Here is a 1,741-nt window from a genome sequence, read left to right on the forward strand (position 1 = left end):
ACCTTAAACAGCGGCGCATTTAAACAAGGGGGTTCTCTATAGAGTTTCGATACAGCGTCCAATCGAAAGCAGGGCCTGGGTCTGTTTTCCGCTGTGGAGCGATATGTTCATGACCCGTTATACGCTCTTTCGTAATTTCAGGGTAGCTTTCCTGAATTGCATTAGTTAGAGCGGCAAGCTGCGAATACTGAATCGCTTGATACGGTATGTCATCAGCGCCTTCCAGCTCAACGCCTATCGAGAAATCATTACAGTTTTCCTGACCACAAAAGCTTGACTGTCCGGCATGCCAGGCACGGTCATTACAGGAAACAAACTGGACTATTTCTCCGTTGCGTTTAACGAGGAAGTGTGACGAGACCTGAAGATCGCGAATTGTCTCGAAATACGGATGCTCACCAACTGGCAAACAGTTTTGGAAAAAAAGCTCGATGTAATTATTGCCGAAGGACTTCGGTGGCAATGATATATTATGAACGACTAGTAAGTTGATCGGCGCAGCTTGAGGGCGCTCATTATAATTGGGTGACGGGCACTTCCGAGCACCAGTCAACCAACCATTACAAATTTTCATACCTAGTTAGCTCCGCGTAAACTCCCGATCACCGATTCTAAGGCACGATCAAACAATAAACCATCATTTAGAACTTGAAGCTCTCCATTTCTTAGCAGGGATGCAAAACCACTTTTATCCTGCTCCATTACTTTGATGCCGGATCGATTAACGAAAACAAACTTATCAATAGCCTTAATGTGTGCAGCAAGTTTACAACGTTCAGGACGTCCTTCCTTTGAAACCTCAAACCAGGTGCCAATGCTAGCTCTTTCCACCTGCTTACTAAATGCATCAACAATGGAATCGCTCGCACTAGCACTCAAATCTTCTTCTAGAACCGTTTCGGCACGCGTAGGCTCGACACTTGATTCCGTTTCTGCGTTATCACCGGTGCCTTGCTCACTGGGTGAGACAGGTTTACTGTCGGAGTTTGTTTCTCTAGAGGCAGCTTTAGGCGCAGGCTTGACCGGCTTTTCGGCTTCAACGCTAGATTGCTTAAAATCGTTAAAGTCTTGTTCAATTTCAAGCGTATCCTGAACCAACTCAGCAATGGCGTTATCGTCCATTGCAGACTTGGCAAACTCTTCGTATGTTTGCAAGTTATTCAAGACATTAACATGCTGAGCTTCGATATCGGCCAATAGGGTTTTCGCCTCAAACTGATCATACATGATCCGATTGAGCCCCTCCCGACACTTCCTCATAACACGAGGAATCGTTTTCAATAACTTGCCTCGAACATCAAACTCCTCCTTGTCTGGACTCACCGTCCAAATCAAATCTTTAACCAAGGCAATTTCAGCCTTCCAACTCTCTGAGTCGACACCACCGTTTAGGTATGTGTAATTAAGTACCCTACTCCACGCTTTTGAAAGAAAAGCTTCTGCACATTCTGGTACATTACGCGCTCTTGCTTGCTGATCAGCTAAAATTGCATTTAAAGCATTATCAACCGCCTTCTTGGCTAGGTCATTGGCTGCTTTTCCCTTTTCAGCATCTTTTGTGCGCTGCTCAACAAGTTGACCACGCTTATCTTCAATCACTATAAATTTAATAAAATCATCTAATAAGCTTTGGAAAATATCTAGATTGTCATCGAAATCGTTTAGCACTTTATCAACGACAGCTTCGATTTTTCCCTTCAGTCTATCTGACTTACTACCGCTTGTTTCGGTCCAGCCAAGT

At 44.3% G+C, this 1,741-nt stretch carries 2 protein-coding genes; both read right to left on the reverse strand.

Annotated elements, in window-relative coordinates:
• Positions 1-19 precede the first annotated feature (19 nt).
• Positions 20-574, reverse strand: coding sequence for a 1,6-anhydro-N-acetylmuramyl-L-alanine amidase AmpD (gene ampD / locus A3757_RS06240; RefSeq protein ID WP_068554661.1), 555 nt, complete (start codon positions 572-574; stop codon positions 20-22).
• 2 nt (positions 575-576) lie between these two features.
• Positions 577-1,741, reverse strand: a 1,165-nt coding sequence (locus tag A3757_RS06245; RefSeq protein WP_156506224.1) for a DUF1631 family protein, incomplete at its 5' end; no start/stop codon positions are given.

Source organism: Oleiphilus sp. HI0117, assembly GCF_001635235.1.

Excerpts from the sequence above, each read along its gene's own strand:
- ampD (WP_068554661.1), bottom strand. The coding sequence starts at position 574 with ATGAAAATTTGTAATGGTTGGTTGACTGGTGCTCGGAAGTGCCCGTCA.